Raw genomic sequence first — 20,301 nt, forward strand, 5'->3', positions numbered from 1 at the left:
GGCCGCTGGCCGGCATCCTCACGGTGTGCCGGCCAGCGGTCGGCACTACCCTTCGTCAACGATTGGGGTCAGAGCCCTTTGCGATGCCAAGGGACCCGACCCCGTTTCGCTTTCAGCGCTTGACCTTGCCCAGCGACACCACCAGCGCCCACAACGCCAGCAGCACGAACCACCCGCCCGACCACATCGGCATGGTCAGGCCCAGGAAGGTCCAGTCGATGTTGCCGCAGTTGCCGGTACCGGTCAGTACCGTGCGGAATACTTCCAGCGGTCCCATGGTCTCGCTCAGGAACGCCAGCGGCGGGCCACAGGTGGAACCCATTTCCGGCGGCAGCATCTGCACGTAGACGTGGCGCGCGGCGATGCCGGCACCCACTGCGGCGGCAATGAACGCCAGCACGCCATAGGTCGCGCGTCCCGGGCGGTTGGAGGGCCCGTGCAGCGCACCGATCAGGAACAGCAGGCCGAGCGCGGCAAAGGCCAGGCGCTGGAAGATGCACAGCGGACACGGCTCCAGGCCCATCTTCAACTGCAGGAAGATCGCGTAGCCAAGCAGGCCCGCGCAGATCAGGAAGCCCAGGAAGAACTGGGCGCGGAAGGGCCAGCGCAGTGGATTCATCGTCAACGCTCAAATGGATCAGGCGCCAAGCGTAACCGAGAGTGCGTGCCATTCGAACCGCCACAGGTGACGCCTGTCGGAACGGTGCGGGTCAGATCCCAGTGCGAATGCAAAGGGCTCTGGCCCGCGGTGCCGCCTGCCCGGGGTCAGGGCCCTTTCCTGCTGAAAGGAATCCGCCCACCGAAAACGCAAAAGCCCGGCAGAGGCCGGGCTTTCGCTGTGTCGCGTTGGAGCGGTCCGATTACTCGGCCACTTCCTCGGCCACGACCGGACGGTCAACCAGCTCGACGTAGGCCATCGGCGCGTTGTCGCCGGCGCGGAAGCCGCACTTCAGCAGGCGCAGGTAGCCGCCCGGACGGTTCGCGTAGCGCGGGCCCAGGATGGTGAACAGGTTGCCCACGGCTTCGTTGTCGCGCAGGCGGGCGAAGGCCAGACGGCGGTTGGCGACGGAGTCGACCTTGGCCAGGGTGATCAGCGGCTCGGCAACGCGGCGCAGTTCCTTGGCCTTCGGCAGGGTGGTCTTGATCAGCTCGTGCTTGAACAGCGAGGCGGCCATGTTCTTGAACATCGCTTCGCGGTGGGCGCTGGTGCGGCTGAACTTACGGCCAGACTTCTGGTGACGCATGGTGATATTCCTTGGTTAATGATGTGGCTGTGTGGATCGTTGTCGCCATCCTGGCGTTGCTGCGCGGACTGCGGATGGTCCTGGCCGCCCGTCCTGGACGACCTGCCGCGCGAACCTGCGGTTCGTCATGGCATGTTGTGTTGCGTTGAAGGCCCCACCGCGAACGGTGGAGCCTTCAGGCATTACCGATATCAGCCCAGCATGCCGTGGCTGGCGACACCGGCCGGCGGCCAGTTCTCCAGCTTCATGCCGAGCGACAGGCCGCGCTGAGCCAGCACTTCCTTGATCTCGGTGAGCGACTTCTTGCCCAGGTTCGGGGTCTTCAGCAGCTCCACTTCGGTCTTCTGGATCAGATCGCCGATGTAGTAGATGCTTTCAGCCTTCAGGCAGTTGGCCGAACGCACGGTCAGCTCCAGATCGTCGATCGGGCGCAGCAGCACCGGATCCACGCCGTTGTTTGCCGGCTTGGCCGCACCGCGGTCGCGGTGGGTGAAGTCACCGAACACCGACAGCTGGTCGCTGAGGATGTCGGCGGCGGTGCGCACGGCTTCCTCGGCGTCGATGGTGCCGTTGGTCTCGATATCGATGACCAGCTTGTCCAGGTCGGTACGCTGTTCGACGCGGGCCGCTTCCACGGCATAGGCGACGCGGCGGACCGGCGAGAACGAGGCATCCAGGACCAGGCGGCCGATGGCACGGGTTTCTTCGTCCGGACGACGACGCGCGGCAGCCGGCTGGTAGCCGAAACCACGTTCGATCTTCAGACGCATGTTGATTGCCGTGTCCTTGGTCAGGTGGCAGATCACATGGTCGCCGTTCAGGATCTCCACATTGTGGTCGACCTTGATGTCGGCAGCGGTGACAACGCCCGGGCCCTGCTTGGACAGGGACAGGGTGGCGCTGTCGCCGGAGTGCATACGGATGGCCACGTCCTTGAGGTTCAGCAGGACTTCGAGGACGTCCTCCTGCAGACCTTCGACCGTGGTGTACTCATGCAACACGCCGTCGATTTCGACTTCCGTGATGGCGAAGCCCGGGATGGACGACAGCAGCACGCGACGCAGGGCATTACCCAGCGTATGCCCGTAACCCCGCTCCAAAGGTTCGATAACGACCTTTGCACGGGTGTCGGTAAGGCGTTCGATCTGCGGACCGCGAGGACGCAGAACCTGGTTGGCGGTAACCGTCATGTTGCGGGTTCTCCTAGTGAACCCCCGGCCGTCGCCGGGGGCTCTCCAATGTGAATTACTTCGAATACAGCTCGACGATCAGCGCTTCGTTGATGTCCGCAGGCAGATCCGAACGATCCGGAACAGCCTTGAAGATGCCGGTGAACTTGCCGGAATCCACTTCAACCCACGACGGGCTCAGGTCATGCTGGGCGGCGACGGTCAGGGCTTCCTGGACGCGCAGCTGCTTGGCAGCCTTTTCAGACAGAGCGATGGCGTCGCCAGCCTTGACCTGGTACGAAGCCAGGTTGACCGACTTGCCATTCACGGTGACGCCGCGGTGCGACACCAGCTGACGGGCAGCCGGACGGGTCACGGCGAAGCCCATGCGGTAGACGACGTTGTCCAGGCGGGTTTCCAGCAGCTGCAGCAGGTTCTCGCCGGTGTTGCCCTTCTTGGTCGAGGCCTTCTTGTAGTAGTTGCGGAACTGACGCTCCAGCAGGCCGTAGATACGCTTGACCTTCTGCTTTTCACGCAGCTGGGTGGCGTAGTCGGACAGCTTGCCCTTGCGGGCAGTGGCGCCGTGCTGGCCGGGCTTCTGCTCCAGCTTGCACTTCGAATCCAGCGCACGCGCCGGGCTCTTCAGGGACAGGTCGGCGCCTTCGCGACGGGCGAGCTTACAGGTAGGACCGATATAACGAGCCATTTCTTATCGCTCCCTTTAGACGCGACGCTTCTTCGGCGGACGGCACCCGTTGTGCGGGATAGGCGTCACGTCGATGATGTTGGTGATCTTGTAGCCGACGTTGTTCAACGAACGCACGGCCGACTCACGGCCCGGACCCGGGCCCTTGATGCGGACTTCCAGCGACTTCACGCCGTAGTCCAGCGCAGCACGACCGGCCTTTTCAGCGGCCACCTGGGCAGCGAACGGGGTCGACTTGCGCGAACCGCGGAAGCCAGCGCCACCGGAGGTCGCCCACGACAGAGCGTTGCCCTGACGGTCGGTGATGGTGACGATGGTGTTGTTGAACGAAGCGTGGACGTGGGCAACGCCGTCGGTGACGACGCGCTTGATCTTCTTCTTGGTCTTAGCAGCGGGCTTAGCCATTTCTCAGTCCCTTACTTCTTGATCGCCTTGCGCGGACCCTTGCGGGTGCGGGCGTTGGTACGGGTGCGCTGGCCACGCAGCGGGAGGCCACGACGGTGACGCAGGCCGCGGTAGCAGCCCAGGTCCATCAGGCGCTTGATCGCGATGCCGATCTCACGGCGCAGATCGCCTTCCACGATGTACTTGCCGACTTCGGCGCGCAGGCGCTCGATTTCCGGCTCCGACAGATCGCGGATCTTGGTGGTCGAAGCAACGCCTGCGACTTCGCAGACCTTCTTCGAACGGGTACGGCCGATGCCGTAAATGCTTTGCAACCCGACCCAGACATGCTTCTGGGCTGGCAGGTTGACGCCTGCAATACGCGCCATGACGCGGTTCTCCAGCTGAGTGATGGCCGACAGCGCGCCTCGGGCACGCCAATCCGGCAGGATGGATCAAAAAAGTGAACTAGCGATACTAACAAGGTTCCGGTTTACATGGAAGCCCGTGAAACCATTGGTTTCATGAACCCGGCCTGGGGAGTGTGCCCAGGCTCCGGCGCCGGATGGGGTTGGACCTGGGGTTTCCCCCGGGGCCGCCCGCGCTACTCCAGCGCGGGACCACCTCATCACACCCCCACCCGGAACCGCTGCGGGGGCCGCCCTTCGTTTGTGTGGCCGGAGTCCGCGAAGCGGAGGGACCATCACGTCAGGAAGACGAAAGTATAACAGGCCAATCAGCCGCGGGCAAAACCGCCGCGGTTGCCGCCCTTCAGGTTGGCCTTCTTCAGCAGGCTCTCGTACTGGTGGGACATCAGGTGCGCCTGCACCTGGGCGATGAAGTCCATCACCACCACCACCACGATCAGCAGCGAAGTACCACCGAAGTAGAACGAGGCGTTCAGCTGCGTGCGCATCAGTTCCGGCAGCAGGCAGACGATCACCAGGTAGGCCGAGCCGGCTGCGGTCAGGCGGGTCAGCACGCCGTCGATGTAATCGGCGGTGGCCTTGCCCGGACGGATGCCCGGAATCAGCGCGCCCGACTTCTTCAGGTTGTCGGCGGTTTCCTGCGAGTTGAACACCAGCGCGGTATAGAAGAACGCGAAACCGGTGATCAGCGCAGCGAACACGATCATGTGCAGCGGCTCGCCCGGGCCGAGGGCATTGGCGACCTTCTGCAGGACCTGGCCGAAGCTGCTCTGGTTGGCAGCCTGGCCGGACCACATGGCCAGGGTGGCCGGGAAGGCCAGCAGGCTCGAGGCGAAGATCGCCGGGATGACGCCGGCCATGTTGAGCTTCAGCGGCAGGAACGAGGTCTGGTTCATGTACGCGTTGCGACCGCCCTGGCGGCGCGCGTAGTTGACCGTGATCCGGCGCTGGCCACGCTCGACGAACACCACGAAGAAGGTGAAGGCGAGCACGACGATGGCGATCAGCAGCAGCTGGATGAACTGGATGTTGCCGTCGCGGTAGGCGTCGAAGGTGTGAATGATCGCACCCGGCAGGCCTGCGACGATACCGGCGAAGATGATCAGCGACACGCCGTTGCCGATGCCGCGCTCGGTGACCTGCTCACCGACCCACATCAGGAACATGGTGCCGGCGGTCAGCGCGACCACGGCGGTGAGCACGAAGCCCATGCCCGGCGCGTACACGACCGGAGCGCCCGACGGCGAGACCTGGCCCTGCAGGGCCAGCGCGATCGAGCCGCCCTGCACCACTGCCAGCAGCACGGCGCCGATGCGCGAATACTGGGTGATCTTGCGGCGGCCGGACTCACCTTCCTTCTGCATCGCCTTCAGGGCGGGGAAGATGTGCACGGCCAGCTGCATCACGATCGATGCCGAGATGTACGGCATCACGTTCAGCGCGAAGATGCTGAAACGGTGCAGGGCGCCGCCCGAGAACATGTTGAACATGTCCACGATGCCGCCGCCCTGCTGTTGCATCATGGCAAGCATGGCATCGGGATTGACGCCCGGCACCGGCACGTAGCAGCCGATGCGATAGACGATCAAAGCCCCGACGACGAACAGCAAACGTTGGCGAAGTTCAGTGAACTTGCCCATTCCGCCCGCGAGGTTACCGATGCCAGCTTGCGCCATGATTTTCTTACTCCGTTACGCTGCCGCCGGCAGCTTCGATCGCGGCCTTGGCACCCGCCGTGGCAGCAATACCCTTCAGGGTGAACGCCTTGGTCACTTCGCCCTTGACGACGACCTTGGCCTTCTTGGCAGTGCTCGGGACCAGCTTGGCAGCACGCAGGGCGGCGAAGTCGATCTCACCGGCCGGCAGCTTGTCCAGCGCGTACAGCAGCACTTCAGCGGTGTCCTTGGCAATCGGCGAACGGAAGCCGATCTTCGGCAGACGACGCTGCATGGGGGTCTGGCCGCCTTCGAAGCCAGCCTTGATCTTGCCGCCACCCTTGCGGGCGAACGAACCCTTGTGGCCGCGGCCGGCAGTCTTGCCCAGGCCCGAGCCGATACCGCGACCGACGCGGGTACGCTCGGTGCGGGCGCCCGGTGCCGGGCTCAGTTCATTGAGACGCAGAGTCATGGTCGATTACTCCTCAACCTGGACGAGGTACTGAACCTTGTTGATCAGGCCGCGCACCTGCGGGCTGTCCTTCAGTTCACGCACATCGTTGAGCTTGTTCAGGCCCAGGGCACGCACCGACAGGCGGTGACGCGACTGGGTGCCACGCAGGCCACGCACCAGGCGGACCTTGACAGTCTTGTTGGACTCATTAGCCATGGTTGAGTTCCTCCACCTTCTTGCCGCGCTTGGCCGCGATGCGGGCCGGCGACTGCGCAGCAGACAGGCCCTTCACGGTGGCACGCACCAGGTTGATCGGGTTGCGCGAACCGGTGGCCTTGGCCAGCACGTTCTTCACGCCAACCGCTTCCAGCACGGCGCGCATGGCACCGCCGGCGATGACGCCGGTACCTTCCGAAGCCGGCTGCATGAACACGCGGGCTGCGCCGTGACCATCCTTGATGGTGTGCCACAGGGTGCCGTTGTTCAGGTCAACGCTGACCAGGTTCTTGCGGGCCTGTTCCATCGACTTCTGGATGGCGACCGGCACTTCGCGGGCCTTGCCATAACCGAAACCGACCTTGCCTTCGCCGTCGCCGACAACGGTCAGGGCGGTGAAGGTGAACTGGCGGCCACCCTTGACGGTCTTGCTGACGCGGTTGACCGCGACCAGCTTTTCGATCATGCCGTCGTCGATCTTCTCTTCGCGGTTACGGTCGCGATCGCGACCCCGCTGCTGACGCTCTTCTGCCATGTTGATTCCTTGGTTGTTTGGGTATGTACGGCTCGAAGCCGCTTATGGTTGTGGCGTGACGCGGCGTTCCGGTGGGCCGCTGCAGAAGAGCGGCGCCGTCCAGCCTCACTCAGGCTGGCGAGCAGGCAGGCAGGAGGCCAATGGCCCCCTGCCCTTGTCCCTTAGAACTGCAGGCCGGCTTCGCGAGCCGCTTCTGCCAGGGCCTTGATGCGGCCGTGGTAGCGGTAGCCCGAACGATCGAAGGCAACCTTCTCGACGCCGGCGGCCTTGGCGCGCTCGGCGACGATGCGGCCAACCTTGGCGGCGGCATCGGCGTTCTTGCCGTTCTTCAGGCCTTCCATGACGTCGGTCTGGGTGGTGTTGGCGGCAGCCAGCACCTTGGAACCGTCGGCGGTGAAGACCTGGGCGTACAGGTGCTGGCCGGTGCGCAGCACCGACAGGCGGGCGACGCCGAGCTCACGGATGTGGGCGCGGGTCGACTTGGCGCGACGCAGGCGGGCGATGTTCTTGTTCATTTTGATTATTCCTTGAAAGCTGAAGGAAGAGCTTTTCCCTGAGAAGTCCGCACAGGGATGTGCGGGCTCTTGCGAGGGACTCGCGCTTATGCCTTCTTGGCTTCCTTACGGATGATGACTTCGTCGGAGTACTTCACGCCCTTGCCCTTGTACGGCTCCGGCTTGCGGAACGCACGGATCTTGGCGGCAACTTCACCGACGACCTGCTTGTCAGCGCCCTGGACCAGGATCTCGGTCTGGGTCGGGGTCGACAGGGTGATGCCTTCCGGCGCCACGAACACGACCGGATGCGAGAAGCCCAGCGACAGGCTCAGGTCCTTGCCCTGCATGGCAGCGCGGTAACCCACGCCGACCAGCTCCAGCTTGCGCTCGAAGCCTTCGGACACGCCCTTGACCATGTTGGACAGGATCGCACGCACGGTACCGGTCAGTGCGACCAGGTCAGCGTTCTCGGTGCTCAGGGTGGCAACGCCGTTGTCGACGTTGATGGCAATACCGGCCGGCTTGGCCAGCGACAGGGTGCCCTTCGGGCCCTTGGCGGTGACGCTGTCCGACTGGACGTTCAGTTCAACCTTACCCAGGTCGATCGGCTTCTTGGCTACGCGGGACATAGTTCTACTCCTTTCGCCTTAGGCCACGAAGCACAGGACTTCGCCGCCGACGCCCAGCTGGCGCGCCTGCGCATCAGTCATGATGCCCTTGGAGGTGGAAATGATGGAGATACCCAGGCCGTTCATGACCTTCGGCAGCTCGCTCTTGCCGCGGTACTGGCGCAGGCCCGAACGCGAGAAGCGCTTCAGGGTCGCGATGACCGGCTTGCCTTCGAAATACTTCAGCACGATTTCCAGCTCGGACTTGTTGTTTTCCAGCTGGGTCACGCGCAGGTCGGTGATGTAACCCTCGTCCTTCAGGACCTGGGCAATCGCAACCTTGATCTTGGACGACGGGGCTTTCACCGTCTGCTTGCCAACCGCGGCCGCATTCTTGATGCGGACCAGCAGGTCGGCGATGGGATCAGTCATGCTCATATGAGTACCTTTGAGTGCACCGATATCCGCTTTCGCGAAAATCTGTTGTCTCCTGGAAACGGGCCAGGTCCCTTGTTGCAGTGGGCGGAAGCCCACTCCTACAACCCCGTCTGCACAGGGCAAGACGCGGGAGTATACGCCAAAAGAGCCCGGCTTGCGCCGGGCTCTTCGGTTTTTTTGCGTCGGGAAAGCTGAATGCCTCCCCTGCCCGGTTCAGGAACCCCCGAAGGGGCTCCTGATCGCAGGGCCGGCTGGGATTACCAGCTGGCCTTGCGCAGACCCGGGACGTCGCCACGCATGGTGGCTTCACGCAGCTTGTTACGGCCCAGGCCGAACTTGCTGTAGACGCCACGCGGACGACCCGACAGCTCGCAACGGTTGCGCTGGCGGCTCGGCGACGAATCGCGCGGCAGCTTGGCCAGCTTGGTTGCGGCGTCGATCTTCTCTTCGTAGGTCGCGTCCACGGAGGACACGATCTTCTTCAGAGCTGCACGCTTTTCAGCGTACTTCTTTGCCAGCTTTTCCCGCTTGATGTCGCGGTTGACCATGGAGGTCTTTGCCATTTCGGTTTCCTCGACAGATCAGTTACGGAACGGGAACTTGAACGCTGCCAGCAGCGCCTTCGCTTCCGCGTCGGTCTTCGCAGTGGTGGTGATGGCGATATCCATACCGCGGATCGCGTCGACGGCGTCGAAGTCGATTTCCGGGAAGATGATCTGCTCCTTCACACCCATGTTGAAGTTGCCGCGGCCGTCGAAGGAACGACCGGAAACACCACGGAAGTCGCGCACGCGCGGCAGCGAGATGTTGATCAGGCGATCCAGGAACTCGTACATCTTGTGGCGACGCAGCGTGGTCTTGCAGCCGATCGGCCAACCATCGCGGATCTTGAACGACGCAACCGACACACGCGACTTGGTGACAACCGGCTTCTGGCCGGAAATCTTGGTCATGTCGCCGACGGCGTTTTCCAGGATCTTCTTGTTGGTGGCCGCTTCGCCGACACCCATGTTCAGGGTGACCTTGACCAGCTTCGGCACTTCCATCGGATTGGTGTAGCCGAACTGCTTCATCAGCGCCGGCACCACTTCGTCCTTGTAGAACTTTTCGAGACGGGAACTCATCTTCTCATTCCTCAGGCGTCGAGCGCCTCACCGCTGGAGCGGAACACACGCAGTTTGCGTCCATCCTCCAGCACCTTGAAGCCAACGCGTTCGCCCTTGCCCGAAGCCGGGTTCAGAACATTCACGTTGGAGATATGGATCGAAGCTTCGCGCTCGACCACGCCGCCGGCAACACCTGCCTGCGGGTTCGGCTTGGTGTGGCGCTTGACGATGTTCACGTTGGCGACGACCACACGGTCGCCGTCGACGCGGACGACTTCGCCCTGCTTGCCCTTGTCCTTGCCAGCGTTGACGACAACCTGGTCGCCCTTCTTGATACGGTTAGCCATGATTATCTCCTGTCGCTCACAGCACTTCGGGAGCGAGCGAGACGATCTTCATGAACTTCTCCGAACGAAGTTCACGGGTCACCGGCCCGAAGATACGGGTACCGATCGGCTCCTGCTTGCTGTTCAGCAGAACGGCAGCGTTGCCGTCGAAGCGGATCAGCGAGCCGTCGGCGCGACGCACACCCTTGCGGGTACGCACCACGACGGCGTCATACACTTCACCCTTCTTGACCTTGCCGCGCGGAATCGCATCCTTCACGGTGACCTTGATGATGTCGCCGATGCCGGCGTAACGGCGCTTGGAACCACCCAGCACCTTGAAGCACATCACCTGCTTGGCACCCGAATTGTCCGCGACGTCAAGGTAGCTCTGCATCTGGATCATGATTCAGCTCCTTATTCAGCCGCGCGCGTGATGACTTCCACCACGCGCCAGTTCTTGGTCTTGGACATCGGAGCAATCTCGGTCACGCGGACGACATCGCCTTCCTTGCAGGCGTTGTCGGCATCGTGGGCGTGCAGCTTGGTCGAGCGCTTGATGTACTTGCCGTACAGCGCGTGCTTGACCTGACGCTCAACCAGGACGGTAACCGTCTTGTCCATCTTGTTGCTGACGACACGGCCTTCGACCGTGCGCAGCGTCTTCTTTTCAGTATTGTCGCTCATAGCGGCCATCCTTACTTCGTGCTGCCGAGCAGGGTCTTGACGCGAGCAATCTCGCGACGGACCCGGCGAATGTCGTGGGTCTTCGGCAGCTGGCCGGTGACCTGCTGCATACGGACAGAGAACTGTTCCTTACGCAGGTCGATCAGGTGGGCCTTGAGTTCGTCAGCCGACTTTTCACGGAGAGTTTTGATATCCATCAGCGCACCGTACGGGTCACGAAAGTGGTGGTGACCGAGAGCTTGGCGGCGGCCAGGCGGAACGCCTCGCGAGCCACTTCCTCGGAAACACCCTCGATTTCATAGATCATGCGGCCGGGCTGGATCTGGGCCACCCAGTATTCCACGTTACCCTTACCAGAACCCATTCGGACTTCGATGGGCTTCTTGGTGATGGGCTTGTCGGGGAACACGCGGATCCACATCTTGCCGCCGCGCTTGACGTAGCGGCTGATCGAGCGGCGGGCCGCTTCGATCTGACGCGCGGTCAGCTGACCGTGTGCGGTTGCCTTCAGGCCGTATTCGCCGAAGCTGACAGCGTTGGCGCTCCAGCTCAGGCCATCGTTACGGCCCTTGTGTACCTTGCGGTACTTGGTTCGCTTGGGTTGCAACATTGTCGTTACCTCGCTTCACGGGCCGGGCGCTGACGGTCACCACGGTCGCCGCGATCGTGACGATCGTTGCGCGACGGGGTGTCGTCCTGCTTTTCCTGGCCAACCTGGGAGAAATCGAAGACCTCGCCCTTGTAGATCCAGACCTTGATGCCGATGATGCCGTAGGTCGTCTTGGCTTCAGCGAAGCCATAGTCGATGTCGGCACGCAGGGTGTGCAGCGGCACGCGGCCTTCGCGGTACCACTCCGAACGGGCGATTTCTGCACCGTTGAGGCGGCCACCCACGTTGACCTTGATGCCCAGGGCACCCAGGCGCATCGCGTTGCCGACCGAGCGCTTCATTGCGCGGCGGAACATGATGCGACGCTCCAGCTGCTGGGCGATCGACTCGGCAACGAGCTGCGCGTCCAGTTCCGGCTTGCGCACTTCGGTGACGTTGATGTGCGCCGGGACGCCCATCATCTCGCTCACTTCCTTGCGCAGCTTCTCGATGTCCTCACCGCGCTTGCCGATCACCACGCCCGGACGGGCGGTGTGGATCGTCACGCGAGCGGTCTTGGCCGGACGCTCGATCAGGATCTTGCTGATGCCGGCCTGAGCCAGCTTCTTGCGCAGCATTTCGCGCACTTTCAGGTCGGCTGCCAGGTAACCAGCGAACTCGGCCTTGTTGGCGTACCACTTGGAGTTCCAGTCCTTGGAAATGCCGAGGCGGATACCAATCGGATGAACTTTATGACCCATGGTCTTTTCCTTATCCGCTTACTTGGCGGCGCCCACAACCACAGTGATGTGGCTGGTGCGCTTGAGGATGCGGGTACCGCGGCCTTTCGCCCGCGCCATGAAACGCTTCAGGGTCGGACCTTCATCAACCATGATGGTCTGAACCTTCAGCTCGTCGACGTCGGCGCCCTGGTTGTTCTCGGCGTTGGCAATAGCCGACTCCACCACCTTCTTGATCAGGTGGGCAGCCTTCTTGTCCGAGAACTTCAGCAGGTTGACCGCACGCTCGGCCGGCAGACCGCGCACCTGGTCAGCGACCAGACGAGCCTTCTGCGGGGAGATGCGCGCAGTGCGCAGGATGGCTTTCGCTTCCATTGTCATCTCTCCTTACTTGCCCGACTTCTTGTCACCACCGTGACCCTTGAAGGTCCGGGTGATGGCAAATTCGCCGAGCTTGTGGCCGACCATGTTCTCGTTGACGAGAACCGGGATGTGGTTCTTGCCGTTATGCACGGCAATGGTGACGCCTACCATGTCAGGCAGGATCATCGAACGGCGCGACCAGGTCTTGATCGGCTTCTTGCTGCCCGCAGCGGCCTCCACCTTCTTGACGAGGTGGTGATCGACGAACGGGCCCTTCTTGAGTGAACGTGCCATGGTCGATTAGCCCCTACGATCGCGGACGATGAACTGCTGAGTGCGCTTGTTATGGCGCGTCTTGTAACCCTTGGTCGGGACACCCCACGGGGTGACCGGATGCGGGTTACCCTGGCCGGCCTTCGCCTCACCACCACCGTGCGGGTGGTCAACCGGGTTCATGGCAGCACCACGAACGGTCGGGCGGACGCCGCGCCAACGCTTGGCACCGGCCTTGCCCAGCTTTTCCAGGCTGTGCTCGTCGTTGCCGACTTCGCCGATGGTGGCGCAGCACTCGACCGGAACCTTACGCATTTCACCCGAGCGCAGGCGCAGGGTGGCGTAGATGCCTTCGCGAGCCACCAGCTGCACGGCCGCACCAGCGGCGCGAGCGATCTGAGCGCCCTTGCCCGGCTTCAGTTCGATGCAGTGGATGGTGGTGCCGACCGGGATGTTGCGCAGCGGCAGGGTGTTGCCAGCCTTGATCGGGGCATCCGAACCAGCGATCACCTGATCACCGGCCTTCAGGCCCTTCGGGGCGATGATGTAGCGACGCTCACCGTCGACGTAGCACAGCAGAGCGATGTGCGCGGTGCGGTTCGGATCGTATTCGATGCGTTCCACGCGCGCCGGGATGCCCAGCTTGTTGCGCTTGAAGTCGATGATGCGGTAGTGCTGCTTGGCACCACCACCGACGTGACGCACGGTGATGCGGCCATGGTGGTTACGACCACCCGAGCGGCTCTGCGACTCGACCAGCGCAGCGTGCGGAGCACCCTTGTGCAGGTCGGGAGTGACCACGCGCACGGCCGAACGGCGGCCGGGGGAAGTGGGCTTGAATTTCATCAATGGCATGGGATGTACCTCAGGCCTTGGCCGTTACATCGATCGACTGGCCATCGGCCAGGCGAACGTACGCCTTGCGCCAATCGCCGCGGCGGCCAGCACGGTTACGGAAGGACTTGTTCTTGCCCTTGACGTTGACCACGTTGACGGCTTCGACCTTGACGTCGAACAGCTGCTCAACCGCGGCCTTTACATCGGCCTTGGTGGCTTCGTTCGAAACTTCGAAGACATACTGGTTGGAGAGTTCCTGCAGGCGCGCGGTCTTTTCGGAGACACGCGGGGCACGCAGCACGCTGAAGATTTTTTCGTTGCTGTTCATGCCAGCCACTCCTCGACCTTCTTGACCGCGTCAGCGGTGATGACGACCGTGTCGGCACCCACCAGCGAGACCGGATCCAGACCCTGGACGTCACGCACCTGCACGTACGGCAGATTGCGGGCGGACAGGTACAGGTGCTCGGACGCTTCTTCGGTGACGATCAGCGGGCGCTTGCCCACTTCCAGGCCGGCCAGCTTGGCGATCAGACCCTTCGTGTTGGTCACTTCGACATCGAAGGACTCCACGATGGTCAGACGGCCCTGACGGTTCAGCTCGGACAGGATCGCGCACATGGCGGCACGGTACTGCTTACGATTGACCTTCTGCTCGAAGCTGCGCGGCTTGGCCGCGAAGGTGACACCGCCGCCGACGAAGATCGGAGCCGTCAGTGCGCCATGACGCGCGCCGCCGCCCTTCTGCTTCTTCGACTTCTTGGTGGTACCAGCCACTTCGGAGCGAGTCTTCTGTGCCTTGGTGCCGGCGCGACCGGCGTTGCGGTAGGCAACGACGACCTGGTGGACCAGATCTTCGCTGAAATCGCGACCGAACACGGCGTCGGAGACCGAGACCTTGTTGTTGCTACCCGTGATAACGAGTTCCATCGTCATCTCTCCTTATGCCTTGCTCGCCGGACGGACGATCACGTCGCCACCCGCCGCGCCCGGAACGGCGCCGCGAACGGCGATCAGACCGCGCTCGACGTCGACCTTGACCACTTCCAGGTTCTGGGTGCTCTGCTGCACCGCGCCCATGTGGCCCGACATCTTCTTGCCCGGGAAAACGCGACCCGGGGTCTGGCGCTGACCCAGCGAACCCGGCGCGCGATGCGACAGCGAGTTACCGTGGGTTGCATCGCCCATACGGAAGTTGTGGCGCTTGATGGTGCCCTGGAAGCCCTTACCCTTGGTGACACCCTGGACGTCGACGATCTGGCCGACTTCGAAGATGTCCGCCTTGACTTCGCCGCCAACGGCGAAATCGCCGAGCTGCGCGTCTTCAACGCGGAATTCCCACAGGCCACGACCCGCTTCCACCTTCGCCTTGGCGAAGTGGCCGGCTTCCGGCTTGTTGACCAGGGCAGCGCGACGCGCGCCGACGGTCACCTGCACGGCGCTGTAGCCGTCGGTTTCGACGGTCTTGATCTGCGCGATGCGGTTCGGGGTTGCTTCGATCAGGGTCACCGGGATGGAGCGGCCATCTTCAGTGAACACGCGGCTCATGCCAGCCTTGCGGCCCACGAAGCCCAACGAATACTTCTTCGTCATGGTCGTAGTCCTCAGGTCAGCTTGATCTGAACGTCGACGCCGGCAGCCAGTTCGAGCTTCATCAGCGCGTCCACGGTCTTGTCATTCGGGTCAACGATATCGAGCACGCGCTTGTGCGTGCGGGTCTCGTACTGGTCACGCGCGTCCTTGTCGACGTGCGGGGAAACGAGAACGGTGTAACGCTCGATCTTGGTCGGCAGCGGGATCGGGCCACGCACTTGCGCGCCGGTCCGCTTTGCCGTTTCAACGATCTCGCTGGCCGAACGGTCGATCAGACGATGATCGAACGCTTTCAGCCGGATCCGGATCTTTTGGTCCGCCATGGCGGTAGGTTCCTTCGTTAAAAGAGCGACAGACAAAGCCTCTGGGTTGCTTTGCCCCATGAAATTCCTGAATACGGACGGCCCGCACTCCTGCAGGCCGCCAAGGTCAATCCATAGACCTCAAAAACGTAGGCAGACCAGTTTCCCGGCCTGCCCAGACGTAGAAGCATAATGGCACGCAAGGCAGCTGTCAACAGTCGCCTGTTGACGCCGCCTGAATGGCATTGACCCTTCCTGGTCCGGGGAACACAAGGCACATCCTGTGCCTGCTTTCCCATTTGATACGCCCCGATGCCCTACCCAGGCAACATCGGGGCGCAGATACTACCAGATTACTCGATGATCTTCGAGACCACGCCGGCGCCGACGGTACGGCCGCCTTCGCGGATGGCGAAGCGCAGGCCTTCGTCCATTGCCACCGGGTTGATCAGGGTGACGACCATCTTGACGTTGTCACCCGGCATCACCATTTCGACGCCTTCCGGCAGAGCAGCTGCGCCGGTGATGTCGGTGGTGCGGAAGTAGAACTGCGGACGGTAGCCGTTGAAGAACGGGGTGTGGCGGCCGCCCTCGTCCTTCGACAGGACGTAGACTTCGCCTTCGAACTTGGTGTGCGGCTTGATCGAACCCGGTTACTCGATGATCTTCGAGACCACGCCGGCGCCGACGGTACGGCCGCCTTCGCGGATGGCGAAGCGCAGGCCTTCGTCCATTGCCACCGGGTTGATCAGGGTGACGACCATCTTGACGTTGTCACCCGGCATCACCATTTCGACGCCTTCCGGCAGAGCAGCTGCGCCGGTGATGTCGGTGGTGCGGAAGTAGAACTGCGGACGGTAGCCGTTGAAGAACGGGGTGTGGCGGCCGCCCTCGTCCTTCGACAGGACGTAGACTTCGCCTTCGAACTTGGTGTGCGGCTTGATCGAACCCGGCTTGGCCAGGACCTGGCCACGCTCGACGTCGTCACGCTTGGTGCCGCGCAGCAGCAGGCCAGCGTTGTCGCCTGCCTGACCCTGGTCCAGCAGCTTGCGGAACATTTCAACGCCGGTCACGGTGGTCTTCTGCACCGGACGGATGCCGACGATTTCGATTTCGTCGCCAACCTTGATCACGCCGCGCTCGATACGACCGGTCACCACGGTGCCGCGGCCCGAGATCGAGAACACGTCTTCCACCGGCATCAGGAACGGCTTGTCGATCGCGCGCTCCGGCTCCGGAATCCAGCTGTCCAGGGCGTCGACCAGCTTCAGGATGGCCGGCACGCCGATGTCGCTCTGGTCGCCTTCCAGCGCCAGACGGGCCGAACCNGCGATGATCGGGGTGTCGTCGCCCGGGAAGTCGTACTTGCTCAGCAGCTCGCGCACTTCCATCTCGACCAGCTCGAGCAGCTCGGCGTCGTCCACCATGTCGGCCTTGTTCAGGAACACGACGATGTACGGCACGCCGACCTGACGCGACAGCAGGATGTGCTCGCGGGTCTGCGGCATCGGGCCGTCAGCGGCCGAGCACACCAGGATCGCGCCGTCCATCTGGGCGGCACCGGTGATCATGTTCTTGACGTAGTCAGCATGGCCCGGGCAATCGACGTGGGCGTAGTGACGGACCGGGGATTCGTATTCGACGTGCGCGGTCGAGATCGTGATACCACGAGCCTTTTCTTCCGGAGCGGCGTCGATCGAGGAGTATGCGGCTTGGTGCGCTCGAACTTACCCTTTGCCATTGTTCTATACCTTGATTGTTCGTAAGTGGTTTCAAGAGAGGCTGAGCGAGGCTCAGCCCTTCTTCATGACGGCTTCGGCGATGTTGGTCGGAGCCGGCTCGTAGTGATCGAATTCCATGGTGAAGGTGGCGCGGCCCTGGGTCTGCGAACGCAGCGCAGTGGCGTAGCCGAACATTTCACCCAGCGGGATCATCGCGTTGATGATGCTGGCCGAACCGTCACCGGTGGTGTCGGAACCCTGCAGCACGCCGCGACGACGGCTGACGTCGCCCATCACGTCACCCTGGTAATCCTCCGGGGTCACGATCTCGACCTTCATGATCGGCTCCAGCAGCACCGGCTTGGCCTTGGCGAAGCCCTGCTTGAAGGCCATCGACGAAGCCAGCTTGAACGCCATTTCCGAGGAGTCGACGTCGTGGTACGAACCGAACACCAGCTTCACCTTGACGTCCACGACCGGGAAGCCAGCCAGCGGACCGCTGGTGATGGTTTCGCGCAGGCCCTTTTCAACCGACGGAATGAATTCCTTCGGGATCACGCCGCCGGTGATGTCGTTGATGAACAGGAAGTCGTCCTTGATGGCCGGAGCCAGCTTCGGATCGGCACGGTCGGCAGCGGTGATCGGCGACAGTTCGATCACGACGTGACCGTACTGACCCTTACCACCGGACTGCTTGGCGTGCTTGTAGTCCGACTTGACGTCGGCCAGGGTGATGGTTTCGCGGTAGGCCACCTGCGGCGCGCCGACGTTGGCTTCAACGTTGAACTCGCGCTTCAGGCGGTCGACGATGATGTCCAGGTGCAGCTCGCCCATGCCCGAGATGATGGTCTGGCCGGATTCTTCGTCGGTCTTGACGCGGAACGACGGATCTTCCTGCGCCAGACGGCCCAGGGCCAGACCCATCTTTTCCTGGTCCGACTTGGTCTTCGGCTCGACGGCCATCGAGATCACCGGCTCCGGGAACGTCATGCGCTCCAGGATGATCGGGGCGTCCACGGCGCACAGGGTGTCACCGGTGGTGGTGTCCTTCAGGCCCACGGCAGCGGCGATGTCACCAGCCAGAACTTCCTTGATTTCCTCGCGGTTGTTCGAGTGCATCTGCAGGATGCGGCCGATGCGCTCCTTCTTGCCCTTCACCGAGTTCAGCACGGTGTCACCACCGTTCAGGGTGCCCGAGTAGACACGGAAGAAGGTCAGCGCGCCGACGAACGGGTCGGTGATGATCTTGAAGGCCAGCGACGAGAACGGAGCCTTGTCATCCGACTTGCGGGTCATTTCGACGGTGTCGTCGTCAACGTCCACGCCCTTCACGTCCGGCACGTCGACCGGCGACGGCAGCAGCTGGATCACGCCGTCCAGCATGGCCTGCACGCCCTTGTTCTTGAAGGCCGAGCCGCAGTACATCGGCACGATCTCGGTCGCCAGGGTACGGGTACGCAGGGCGTTGATGATTTCGGCCTCGGCCAGCTCTTCGCCGCCCAGGTACTTTTCCATCAGCTCTTCGCTGGCTTCGGCAGCGGTCTCGACCATGAACTGGCGAGCCTCTTCAGCCGGACCCTGCAGTTCGGCCGGGATTTCACCGTATTCGAACTTCATGCCCTGCGAAGCCTCATCCCAATGGATGGCCTTCATCTTCAGCAGGTCGACAACGCCCTTGAAGTTGTCTTCAGCGCCGATCGGCAGCTGCATCGGCACGGCAACCGCGCCCAGCTTGGCCTTCAGCTGGCCGACGACCTTCTGGAAGTTGGCACCGGTACGGTCCATCTTGTTGACGAACGCGATGCGCGGCACGTGGTACTTGTTGGCCTGGCGCCACACGGTTTCCGACTGCGGCTGCACGCCACCGACGGCGCACAGGACGAAGACGGCACCGTCGAGCACGCGCAGCGAGCGCTCCACTTCGATGGTGAAGTCGACGTGCCCGGGGGTGTCGATGATGTTGAAGCGGTGCTCCGGCAGGGACTTGTCCATGCCCTTCCAGAACGCGGTGGTGGCAGCGGACTGGATCGTGATGCCACGCTCCTGCTCCTGCTCCATCCAGTCCATGGTGGCGGCGCCGTCATGCACTTCACCGATCTTGTGGCTCTTGCCGGTGTAGAACAGGATGCGCTCGGACGTGGTGGTCTTGCCGGCATCGATGTGAGCCATGATGCCGAAGTTACGGTAACGCTCGATGGGAGTGGAACGGGCCACGGGAGCCTCTCAGATTTCTTGGATTTCGGATGGCCGAACGCCGCCTTTCGGCGGCCTTCGGATTGGCGCAGCCCTTCTGGGACCGCGAGGCAGCACGCACCGAAGTGGTGCTGCCCTGCCTGTTTTACAAGGCCGTCAAACTCACCAGCGGTAGTGGGCGAATGCCTTGTTGGCTTCGGCCATGCGGTGGGTTTCTTCGCGCTTCTTGATGGCGCCGCCACGGTTTTCCGAGGCGTCGATCAGTTCAGCAGCCAGCTTCTTCGGCATGGTGTTCTCACCACGCTTGCGCGCGGAGTCGATCAGCCAGCGCATGGCCAGGGCCATCTTGCGCGACGAACGCACTTCGACCGGCACCTGGTAGGTGGCACCACCGACGCGGCGCGACTTGACTTCGACCGCCGGAGCGACGTTGTCCAGAGCCTTCTGCACCAGTTCAATGGCGTTGGCGCTGCTGTTCTTCTCGGTGATCACGTCCATGGCGCCGTACACAATCTTTTCGGCGACGGACTTCTTGCCGCTCTGCATGACCATGTTGATGAAGCGGGCGATGGTTTCGCTTCCGTGCTTCGGATCGGGCAGGACGGAACGCTGCGGAGTATTACCCTTACGCGACATAGTGCTCTCTCCTTATGCCTTCGGACGCTTGGCGCCGTACTTGGAACGGGCCTGGCGACGCTTGGCAACGCCGGCGGCGTCGAGCGAGCCACGAACGGTGTGGTAACGCACACCCGGCAGGTCCTTGACGCGACCGCCGCGGATCAGGACCACGGAGTGCTCCTGCAGGTTGTGGCCTTCACCACCGATGTAGGAAATCACTTCTTCCTGGTTGGTCAGGCGGACCTTGGCAACCTTGCGCAGAGCCGAGTTCGGCTTCTTCGGGGTGGTGGTGTAGACACGGGTGCAGACGCCACGGCGCTGCGGGCACTTGTCGAGCGCCGGCGAGGCACTCTTGTAGGTGGTCGCTTGCCGCGGCTTGCGGACCAGCTGGTTGATCGTCGCCATCAGTAGGTTCTTCTGATTGGTGGCCGGAAAATCCGGCCAGAGATGCGGAAATGTTAAAGCAGGCCAAAATTCTGGCCTGCTGAGACAGACGATTGTAGCAACCTGCCAGGAAAGCAGTCAAACGCCTCCTGTCAAGCCCGTTCCTGATCCCGGAACGTTACTGGGGGGCCTCCATGTACCCCGTTCAGGTTGGCGGGGTGAACCGCAAGCGGTC

Annotated in this window: 31 protein-coding genes and 2 pseudogenes; all 33 read right to left on the bottom strand. The window is 62.8% G+C overall.

Features of this window, described 5'->3' with window-relative positions; translation table 11 throughout:
* Window positions 1-112 precede the first annotated feature (112 nt).
* The 33 genes and pseudogenes from JLDANKMP_RS04995 to rpsL all read right to left on the bottom strand — a co-directional run bounded on the left by JLDANKMP_RS04995 (window position 113) and on the right by rpsL (window position 20,087).
* On the bottom strand, window positions 113-619 hold the full coding sequence (locus tag JLDANKMP_RS04995) for a disulfide bond formation protein B (RefSeq protein ID WP_212560648.1): 507 nt from the start codon (window positions 617-619) through the stop codon (window positions 113-115).
* A 241-nt stretch (window positions 620-860) separates the two neighbouring features.
* A complete protein-coding gene (rplQ, locus tag JLDANKMP_RS05000; RefSeq protein WP_005408217.1) occupies window positions 861-1,244 on the bottom strand; it encodes a 50S ribosomal protein L17 in 384 nt (127 codons plus the stop codon).
* Window positions 1,245-1,435: 191 nt separating this feature from the next.
* On the bottom strand, window positions 1,436-2,434 hold the full coding sequence (gene rpoA, locus JLDANKMP_RS05005) for a DNA-directed RNA polymerase subunit alpha (RefSeq protein ID WP_005408216.1): 999 nt from the start codon (window positions 2,432-2,434) through the stop codon (window positions 1,436-1,438).
* A gap of 55 nt (window positions 2,435-2,489) precedes the next feature.
* Entirely contained in the window at window positions 2,490-3,119 is a 630-nt protein-coding gene (rpsD, locus tag JLDANKMP_RS05010) for a 30S ribosomal protein S4 (RefSeq protein WP_004145446.1), read from the bottom strand.
* A gap of 15 nt (window positions 3,120-3,134) precedes the next feature.
* The gene (gene rpsK, locus JLDANKMP_RS05015; RefSeq protein WP_004145443.1) at window positions 3,135-3,524 is read right to left on the bottom strand and encodes a 30S ribosomal protein S11; all 390 of its coding nucleotides are present in this window, start codon (window positions 3,522-3,524) and stop codon (window positions 3,135-3,137) included.
* Between the two features lie 11 nt (window positions 3,525-3,535).
* The gene (gene rpsM, locus JLDANKMP_RS05020) at window positions 3,536-3,892 is read right to left on the bottom strand and encodes a 30S ribosomal protein S13 (RefSeq protein WP_004154500.1); all 357 of its coding nucleotides are present in this window, start codon (window positions 3,890-3,892) and stop codon (window positions 3,536-3,538) included.
* Window positions 3,893-4,239: 347 nt separating this feature from the next.
* Window positions 4,240-5,607 (bottom strand): preprotein translocase subunit SecY, encoded by a 1,368-nt coding sequence (gene secY / locus JLDANKMP_RS05025; protein WP_005408215.1) that lies wholly within the window; start codon window positions 5,605-5,607, stop codon window positions 4,240-4,242.
* A gap of 7 nt (window positions 5,608-5,614) precedes the next feature.
* Window positions 5,615-6,058 carry a 50S ribosomal protein L15 gene (rplO, locus tag JLDANKMP_RS05030; protein ID WP_004154498.1) on the bottom strand — a complete coding sequence of 148 codons (444 nt, stop codon included), beginning with the start codon at window positions 6,056-6,058 and terminating at the stop codon, window positions 5,615-5,617.
* Window positions 6,059-6,064: 6 nt separating this feature from the next.
* Complete coding sequence (gene rpmD, locus JLDANKMP_RS05035; RefSeq protein ID WP_005408214.1) at window positions 6,065-6,256, bottom strand: 50S ribosomal protein L30; 192 nt, start codon at window positions 6,254-6,256, stop codon at window positions 6,065-6,067.
* A complete protein-coding gene (rpsE, locus tag JLDANKMP_RS05040; protein WP_005408213.1) occupies window positions 6,249-6,791 on the bottom strand; it encodes a 30S ribosomal protein S5 in 543 nt (180 codons plus the stop codon). Before rpsE ends, rpmD begins: the two co-directional genes overlap by 8 nt.
* 161 nt (window positions 6,792-6,952) lie before the next feature.
* Window positions 6,953-7,312, bottom strand: coding sequence for a 50S ribosomal protein L18 (gene rplR / locus JLDANKMP_RS05045; protein ID WP_024957318.1), 360 nt, complete (start codon window positions 7,310-7,312; stop codon window positions 6,953-6,955).
* A gap of 80 nt (window positions 7,313-7,392) precedes the next feature.
* Window positions 7,393-7,917 (bottom strand): 50S ribosomal protein L6, encoded by a 525-nt coding sequence (gene rplF, locus JLDANKMP_RS05050; RefSeq protein ID WP_005408211.1) that lies wholly within the window; start codon window positions 7,915-7,917, stop codon window positions 7,393-7,395.
* An 18-nt stretch (window positions 7,918-7,935) separates the two neighbouring features.
* The gene (gene rpsH, locus JLDANKMP_RS05055; RefSeq protein ID WP_005408210.1) at window positions 7,936-8,334 is read right to left on the bottom strand and encodes a 30S ribosomal protein S8; all 399 of its coding nucleotides are present in this window, start codon (window positions 8,332-8,334) and stop codon (window positions 7,936-7,938) included.
* Between the two features lie 257 nt (window positions 8,335-8,591).
* The gene (gene rpsN / locus JLDANKMP_RS05060; protein ID WP_005408209.1) at window positions 8,592-8,897 is read right to left on the bottom strand and encodes a 30S ribosomal protein S14; all 306 of its coding nucleotides are present in this window, start codon (window positions 8,895-8,897) and stop codon (window positions 8,592-8,594) included.
* 18 nt (window positions 8,898-8,915) lie between these two features.
* Complete coding sequence (rplE, locus tag JLDANKMP_RS05065) at window positions 8,916-9,458, bottom strand: 50S ribosomal protein L5 (protein WP_004154491.1); 543 nt, start codon at window positions 9,456-9,458, stop codon at window positions 8,916-8,918.
* Window positions 9,459-9,469: 11 nt separating this feature from the next.
* Window positions 9,470-9,787, bottom strand: coding sequence for a 50S ribosomal protein L24 (gene rplX / locus JLDANKMP_RS05070; protein WP_004154490.1), 318 nt, complete (start codon window positions 9,785-9,787; stop codon window positions 9,470-9,472).
* A 16-nt stretch (window positions 9,788-9,803) separates the two neighbouring features.
* On the bottom strand, window positions 9,804-10,172 hold the full coding sequence (rplN, locus tag JLDANKMP_RS05075) for a 50S ribosomal protein L14 (RefSeq protein ID WP_004145357.1): 369 nt from the start codon (window positions 10,170-10,172) through the stop codon (window positions 9,804-9,806).
* Window positions 10,173-10,183: 11 nt separating this feature from the next.
* The gene (rpsQ, locus tag JLDANKMP_RS05080; protein ID WP_004154489.1) at window positions 10,184-10,453 is read right to left on the bottom strand and encodes a 30S ribosomal protein S17; all 270 of its coding nucleotides are present in this window, start codon (window positions 10,451-10,453) and stop codon (window positions 10,184-10,186) included.
* Window positions 10,454-10,464: 11 nt separating this feature from the next.
* Entirely contained in the window at window positions 10,465-10,650 is a 186-nt protein-coding gene (gene rpmC, locus JLDANKMP_RS05085; protein WP_004154487.1) for a 50S ribosomal protein L29, read from the bottom strand.
* Window positions 10,650-11,063, bottom strand: coding sequence for a 50S ribosomal protein L16 (gene rplP / locus JLDANKMP_RS05090; RefSeq protein ID WP_004154486.1), 414 nt, complete (start codon window positions 11,061-11,063; stop codon window positions 10,650-10,652). The genes rpmC and rplP overlap by 1 nt, the downstream gene beginning before the upstream one ends.
* Window positions 11,064-11,068: 5 nt before the next feature.
* Complete coding sequence (gene rpsC / locus JLDANKMP_RS05095; protein WP_004145350.1) at window positions 11,069-11,803, bottom strand: 30S ribosomal protein S3; 735 nt, start codon at window positions 11,801-11,803, stop codon at window positions 11,069-11,071.
* A gap of 18 nt (window positions 11,804-11,821) precedes the next feature.
* Complete coding sequence (gene rplV / locus JLDANKMP_RS05100) at window positions 11,822-12,157, bottom strand: 50S ribosomal protein L22 (protein WP_004145348.1); 336 nt, start codon at window positions 12,155-12,157, stop codon at window positions 11,822-11,824.
* Between the two features lie 12 nt (window positions 12,158-12,169).
* Entirely contained in the window at window positions 12,170-12,439 is a 270-nt protein-coding gene (gene rpsS / locus JLDANKMP_RS05105; protein ID WP_004154485.1) for a 30S ribosomal protein S19, read from the bottom strand.
* 6 nt (window positions 12,440-12,445) lie between these two features.
* Window positions 12,446-13,273 (bottom strand): 50S ribosomal protein L2, encoded by an 828-nt coding sequence (rplB, locus tag JLDANKMP_RS05110; protein ID WP_004145339.1) that lies wholly within the window; start codon window positions 13,271-13,273, stop codon window positions 12,446-12,448.
* A 10-nt stretch (window positions 13,274-13,283) separates the two neighbouring features.
* On the bottom strand, window positions 13,284-13,583 hold the full coding sequence (rplW, locus tag JLDANKMP_RS05115; protein ID WP_004145338.1) for a 50S ribosomal protein L23: 300 nt from the start codon (window positions 13,581-13,583) through the stop codon (window positions 13,284-13,286).
* Window positions 13,580-14,185 carry a 50S ribosomal protein L4 gene (rplD, locus tag JLDANKMP_RS05120; RefSeq protein WP_004145337.1) on the bottom strand — a complete coding sequence of 202 codons (606 nt, stop codon included), beginning with the start codon at window positions 14,183-14,185 and terminating at the stop codon, window positions 13,580-13,582. Before rplD ends, rplW begins: the two co-directional genes overlap by 4 nt.
* Window positions 14,186-14,197: 12 nt before the next feature.
* Window positions 14,198-14,848, bottom strand: a complete 651-nt coding sequence (rplC, locus tag JLDANKMP_RS05125; protein WP_004145336.1) for a 50S ribosomal protein L3 — start codon at window positions 14,846-14,848, stop codon at window positions 14,198-14,200.
* An 11-nt stretch (window positions 14,849-14,859) separates the two neighbouring features.
* Window positions 14,860-15,171: a 30S ribosomal protein S10 gene (gene rpsJ, locus JLDANKMP_RS05130; RefSeq protein WP_005408208.1), complete on the bottom strand. Its 312-nt coding sequence runs from the start codon at window positions 15,169-15,171 to the stop codon at window positions 14,860-14,862.
* A 332-nt stretch (window positions 15,172-15,503) separates the two neighbouring features.
* Window positions 15,504-15,803, bottom strand: a pseudogene (locus JLDANKMP_RS05135) (elongation factor Tu); the annotation flags it as partial.
* Window positions 15,804-16,891 (bottom strand): annotated as a pseudogene (tuf, locus tag JLDANKMP_RS05140) (elongation factor Tu).
* Window positions 16,892-16,943: 52 nt separating this feature from the next.
* A complete protein-coding gene (fusA, locus tag JLDANKMP_RS05145) occupies window positions 16,944-19,085 on the bottom strand; it encodes an elongation factor G (RefSeq protein ID WP_005408207.1) in 2,142 nt (713 codons plus the stop codon).
* 141 nt (window positions 19,086-19,226) lie between these two features.
* A complete protein-coding gene (gene rpsG / locus JLDANKMP_RS05150) occupies window positions 19,227-19,700 on the bottom strand; it encodes a 30S ribosomal protein S7 (RefSeq protein WP_004145321.1) in 474 nt (157 codons plus the stop codon).
* Window positions 19,701-19,712: 12 nt separating this feature from the next.
* Window positions 19,713-20,087 (bottom strand): 30S ribosomal protein S12, encoded by a 375-nt coding sequence (rpsL, locus tag JLDANKMP_RS05155; protein ID WP_004145320.1) that lies wholly within the window; start codon window positions 20,085-20,087, stop codon window positions 19,713-19,715.
* Window positions 20,088-20,301 lie beyond the last annotated feature (214 nt).

This window comes from Stenotrophomonas sp. PE591, assembly GCF_018320795.1.
In the GTDB taxonomy this organism is placed as follows: domain Bacteria; phylum Pseudomonadota; class Gammaproteobacteria; order Xanthomonadales; family Xanthomonadaceae; genus Stenotrophomonas; species Stenotrophomonas maltophilia.

Bases quoted from the DNA above. Each gene is read 5' to 3' on its own strand.
- JLDANKMP_RS04995 (WP_212560648.1), bottom strand. From the start codon at position 619: ATGAATCCACTGCGCTGGCCCTTCCGCGCCCAGTTCTTCCTGGGCTTC.
- rpsG (WP_004145321.1), bottom strand. From the start codon at position 19,700: ATGTCGCGTAAGGGTAATACTCCGCAGCGTTCCGTCCTGCCCGATCCG.
- secY (WP_005408215.1), bottom strand. From the start codon at position 5,607: ATGGCGCAAGCTGGCATCGGTAACCTCGCGGGCGGAATGGGCAAGTTC.
- rpsC (WP_004145350.1), bottom strand. From the start codon at position 11,803: ATGGGTCATAAAGTTCATCCGATTGGTATCCGCCTCGGCATTTCCAAG.
- rplQ (WP_005408217.1), bottom strand. From the start codon at position 1,244: ATGCGTCACCAGAAGTCTGGCCGTAAGTTCAGCCGCACCAGCGCCCAC.
- rpsE (WP_005408213.1), bottom strand. From the start codon at position 6,791: ATGGCAGAAGAGCGTCAGCAGCGGGGTCGCGATCGCGACCGTAACCGC.
- rpsM (WP_004154500.1), bottom strand. From the start codon at position 3,892: ATGGCGCGTATTGCAGGCGTCAACCTGCCAGCCCAGAAGCATGTCTGG.
- rplF (WP_005408211.1), bottom strand. From the start codon at position 7,917: ATGTCCCGCGTAGCCAAGAAGCCGATCGACCTGGGTAAGGTTGAACTG.
- rpsJ (WP_005408208.1), bottom strand. From the start codon at position 15,171: ATGGCGGACCAAAAGATCCGGATCCGGCTGAAAGCGTTCGATCATCGT.
- rplB (WP_004145339.1), bottom strand. From the start codon at position 13,273: ATGCCATTGATGAAATTCAAGCCCACTTCCCCCGGCCGCCGTTCGGCC.
- rpoA (WP_005408216.1), bottom strand. From the start codon at position 2,434: ATGACGGTTACCGCCAACCAGGTTCTGCGTCCTCGCGGTCCGCAGATC.
- rplD (WP_004145337.1), bottom strand. From the start codon at position 14,185: ATGGAACTCGTTATCACGGGTAGCAACAACAAGGTCTCGGTCTCCGAC.
- rpsK (WP_004145443.1), bottom strand. From the start codon at position 3,524: ATGGCTAAGCCCGCTGCTAAGACCAAGAAGAAGATCAAGCGCGTCGTC.
- rplO (WP_004154498.1), bottom strand. From the start codon at position 6,058: ATGACTCTGCGTCTCAATGAACTGAGCCCGGCACCGGGCGCCCGCACC.
- rplE (WP_004154491.1), bottom strand. From the start codon at position 9,458: ATGAGTTCCCGTCTCGAAAAGTTCTACAAGGACGAAGTGGTGCCGGCG.
- rpsD (WP_004145446.1), bottom strand. From the start codon at position 3,119: ATGGCTCGTTATATCGGTCCTACCTGTAAGCTCGCCCGTCGCGAAGGC.
- rpmD (WP_005408214.1), bottom strand. From the start codon at position 6,256: ATGGCTAATGAGTCCAACAAGACTGTCAAGGTCCGCCTGGTGCGTGGC.
- rplC (WP_004145336.1), bottom strand. From the start codon at position 14,848: ATGACGAAGAAGTATTCGTTGGGCTTCGTGGGCCGCAAGGCTGGCATG.
- rpsH (WP_005408210.1), bottom strand. From the start codon at position 8,334: ATGAGCATGACTGATCCCATCGCCGACCTGCTGGTCCGCATCAAGAAT.
- rplN (WP_004145357.1), bottom strand. From the start codon at position 10,172: ATGATCCAGATGCAGAGCTACCTTGACGTCGCGGACAATTCGGGTGCC.
- rpsQ (WP_004154489.1), bottom strand. From the start codon at position 10,453: ATGAGCGACAATACTGAAAAGAAGACGCTGCGCACGGTCGAAGGCCGT.
- rpsN (WP_005408209.1), bottom strand. From the start codon at position 8,897: ATGGCAAAGACCTCCATGGTCAACCGCGACATCAAGCGGGAAAAGCTG.
- rplX (WP_004154490.1), bottom strand. From the start codon at position 9,787: ATGGCTAACCGTATCAAGAAGGGCGACCAGGTTGTCGTCAACGCTGGC.
- rplP (WP_004154486.1), bottom strand. From the start codon at position 11,063: ATGTTGCAACCCAAGCGAACCAAGTACCGCAAGGTACACAAGGGCCGT.
- rplW (WP_004145338.1), bottom strand. From the start codon at position 13,583: ATGAACAGCAACGAAAAAATCTTCAGCGTGCTGCGTGCCCCGCGTGTC.
- rpsS (WP_004154485.1), bottom strand. From the start codon at position 12,439: ATGGCACGTTCACTCAAGAAGGGCCCGTTCGTCGATCACCACCTCGTC.
- rpmC (WP_004154487.1), bottom strand. From the start codon at position 10,650: ATGGATATCAAAACTCTCCGTGAAAAGTCGGCTGACGAACTCAAGGCC.
- rpsL (WP_004145320.1), bottom strand. From the start codon at position 20,087: ATGGCGACGATCAACCAGCTGGTCCGCAAGCCGCGGCAAGCGACCACC.
- rplV (WP_004145348.1), bottom strand. From the start codon at position 12,157: ATGGAAGCGAAAGCCATCCTGCGCACTGCGCGCATCTCCCCGCAGAAG.